The organism is Candidatus Culexarchaeum yellowstonense (genome assembly GCF_024707025.1).
Lineage (GTDB): Archaea > Thermoproteota > Methanomethylicia > Culexarchaeales > Culexarchaeaceae > Culexarchaeum.
The window spans coordinates 1-2,961 of sequence record NZ_JANGFQ010000118.1; the positions used below are offsets into that span (position 1 = coordinate 1).

Sequence of the window (2,961 nt, forward strand, 5' to 3'; positions counted from 1 at the left end):
TCATGGAGATGTTGAGATCTTTCCAGAACCGATAGAACAATAAACCAGTAAATTTGAAAATCGGGGGGTGGGCAGTCGGCACCGTTTTTGGGGCTTGTGCTTGTCCCTCTCTTATTAAGACCAGTCCCGCCTCGCTTCATGTTCGATTCCACATCGTTATGCGTGGGAGTAGTTAGTTTTGCCTAAGATTGATGAGTAATATATAGGTTCACCTAAATATTAATAAAAATTAATTGAACTGATTTGTGGGGGGGCGAGGGGTTTACATATAAAAATAATCTAAAAGTATGGAGTAAAAGCTCAATTATGATTAAGTTTAAATATATAGGTTAACCTAGATATATGTAGGAGTGATCCTCCTATGCCAAAATGGATAAGCCCATTATTCACAGATGCCAGAAATGCTTTAGGTGATAGCGTAGTCTTCAGCAACTGGAAAGGCAGAAGTTACTTTAGGAGCTATGTAATACCAGCAAACCCACGCACCTTAAAACAGCAAGCAAACAGAAATGTGTTGAAGGAGCTAGTTAAAAGGTGGCAGTCAATTAAGGGAGACGCAGATGCCAAAGCTGCATGGAATAAAGCAGCCCTACCCTACCAGATATCAGGATATAACCTATTCACAAAGTTTGGAAGACTTAGTAAAGTCTCTTGCCCCGCCACGGGGAGTGTAAACGTTCCCTTCACAGTAACATACACGTGTGGAATACCGATCGCAGATGCCGGATTATATGTTTTTGATGGAACCAATTGGATTGACAAAACTCCAGCGACTGGACTGGAGGCTGGAGCAGATAAGACTGTAAGCATAACCCTAGGGACAGCAGGAACCTATTACATATTCCTCGCTTATAAGAAGGTGTTGAAGAGTGGGGATACAAGCCCCAAAGGATATCAAGCGATAACCAAGTGGATGCCTGACTATACAACTGGATTGGCAAAAGAAGCAAAGATCGTTATCAGCTAAACCTTAAATACTAAACTCATCTTTTTTTATATTGTGGTTGATCTATATGAACGAAAGCACAACTTTAAAAATAGGAGCTATGATATGCATAACATGGCTTGAAACTTTAGCCCTTATATACCTCAACATAGACGGAACATTATTAAGCACTGTTGTAGGAGTAATCGCAGGAATAGCAGGATATACAATAGGAAAGAAAACAAGTGAAGAGTAGTATGCCGAAAGGTAAGTGGAAGAAGCAAGTGTTTACGAATGATCCACAATTCAACTTCTTTTTTATACCAACAGATCAAAGGAAACAGCCCGAATGGTTAAGGAACTTCTCCATTTTACTACGCTTAATCCTAGAGCATATAACAACAACAGTAAACTACAACCACATATACGCAACAATCCCCAAAACCCCATTACCACTCCACAAGGATGGGCAAGAATATGATCTTTCATATCTCGCACCAGACGGAACCATATGCCTCATAAAATTCAAAATAATAATCCCAAAAAGCTTATCAGATATTATCGTTGGGGGGAAGAAGAGACCACTCTCCTATCCCCCCAACAGCCCCCCTTCCACTCACACCCGAGGGGGGGAAGTATCCCCCCCTTCAGCCACAAGGGCTACCCCCCCTCCTAAAACGGAATGCGCACGCATGAATGGGGGAGATGGTGGTTATGGTTAAATTAAAGCCCAAAATACCTGGTATTCAGCCAGAGAGTGGAAGCTTTGGAAAGAGAACCAAAGTTAGCAAAATCTATAAGCAGTTAGATTTAAGCTTAGGTCCTATTGGAAGCCCAACAATAGGCAAGACGAGAAGAAAATCAAACACTAAAAAGAATACAGTTGGGCAGAATAAGCAGAGATTACGTTTCAAACAATGCGACTGTTTATATCGCTTACTTAAGCTTATCCCAGACATAATAATATCCTGGTGGGAGAAAGAGGTCCCCCAAGAATTACAGAAGCAAGGAATAAGAAGCATATTCATGAAGAGTTGTCTAACCTTTAACTTAGAGAAGCTTTTAAAAGATTATATGGGCTTAGAAATTGAGCCAATCACACTTGAGGAAAGAGAAGAAGACATAATAATCAGAACGAAGCTTAAGCTTAAAAAGGAACTAATGTTTAAAGAAGACTTTTATTTACCGAATCCATATAGATTTGCAGGTAGATAGCTATGTCATGGATCATAAGTATAGGTAAAGAAGCTTTTGAAATTTTTAGCGACATAAGGGGAGCATGTGGAATGTTCATGTTTATCATGGAAGAAGCAATACAAACAGCTGGAATGGCTTCATGGATATTGTATAAGGAAGGAAAGAAGGATTTAGCAAAGGAAAATGAGCAATGGATCGTAAGCAACTTAGCTATACCATTAAAGAATTTTGCCCAGAGTCCAGCAGGATATCTCGCATACCCGCTTAATATCGCATACATAGCATTCGCAGATGCAACAATTAAGAAGAAGGAGGCATTTATGAAGCTATGAGCAGTAAAACAACAAGCTCATTAACTTCAATTTTCCATATTTTTGAGGATTGGTATTTTTATAAGCCATTTAAAATAATTGACTTTTTTAGAGATCGTATAGGAGAATTAAGCTTCATGTGTTTTATATCCTGGTCCGGTGAATGCTACAATGAATTAGAGAATTATAGGCAATGGTTAGAGCAAGCATTATTAGCGGAAATTTTCATTATTGATCCAAACCTAATTTTAAGCTTAAGTTTTCATCAAGTGTTTTATGATCCAGTTATAAGATCTTTTTGGGAAAAGTCAGACTATTTAAGGGAACTTTTGCATAAACATAAGAAACTGAATGATGAAGGAATTTTCCACCAGGATATAAACACATATCTAAATGTTATATGCAGTATCCCACCTTTCAACTTTCTAATTGGAGCAATACAGAACTTTATCCAGAAACCATTATTGTTCGCAGAAGCATGGGCAGAAGCAATATGGGACGTTATAGTATCAAGCAATTACGATATTA

Annotated in this window: 6 protein-coding genes; all 6 read left to right on the top strand. The window is 38.6% G+C overall.

Features of this window, described 5'->3' with window-relative positions; all coding sequences use genetic code 11:
- Positions 1–361 precede the first annotated feature (361 nt).
- The gene (locus tag MRT15_RS09275) at positions 362–967 is read left to right on the top strand and encodes a hypothetical protein (protein WP_304329807.1); all 606 of its coding nucleotides are present in this window, start codon (positions 362–364) and stop codon (positions 965–967) included.
- A 46-nt stretch (positions 968–1,013) separates the two neighbouring features.
- The gene (locus MRT15_RS09280; protein WP_304329808.1) at positions 1,014–1,181 is read left to right on the top strand and encodes a hypothetical protein; all 168 of its coding nucleotides are present in this window, start codon (positions 1,014–1,016) and stop codon (positions 1,179–1,181) included.
- Between the two features lies 1 nt (position 1,182).
- Positions 1,183–1,647, top strand: a complete 465-nt coding sequence (locus tag MRT15_RS09285) for a hypothetical protein (RefSeq protein WP_304329809.1) — start codon at positions 1,183–1,185, stop codon at positions 1,645–1,647.
- Positions 1,640–2,140: a hypothetical protein gene (locus tag MRT15_RS09290; protein WP_304329810.1), complete on the top strand. Its 501-nt coding sequence runs from the start codon at positions 1,640–1,642 to the stop codon at positions 2,138–2,140. Before MRT15_RS09285 ends, MRT15_RS09290 begins: the two co-directional genes overlap by 8 nt.
- Before the next feature lie 2 nt (positions 2,141–2,142).
- A complete protein-coding gene (locus MRT15_RS09295) occupies positions 2,143–2,454 on the top strand; it encodes a hypothetical protein (RefSeq protein ID WP_304329811.1) in 312 nt (103 codons plus the stop codon).
- A partial coding sequence (locus MRT15_RS09300) for a hypothetical protein (RefSeq protein WP_304329812.1) occupies positions 2,451–2,961 on the top strand: 511 nt, incomplete at its 3' end. The genes MRT15_RS09295 and MRT15_RS09300, both read left to right, overlap by 4 nt.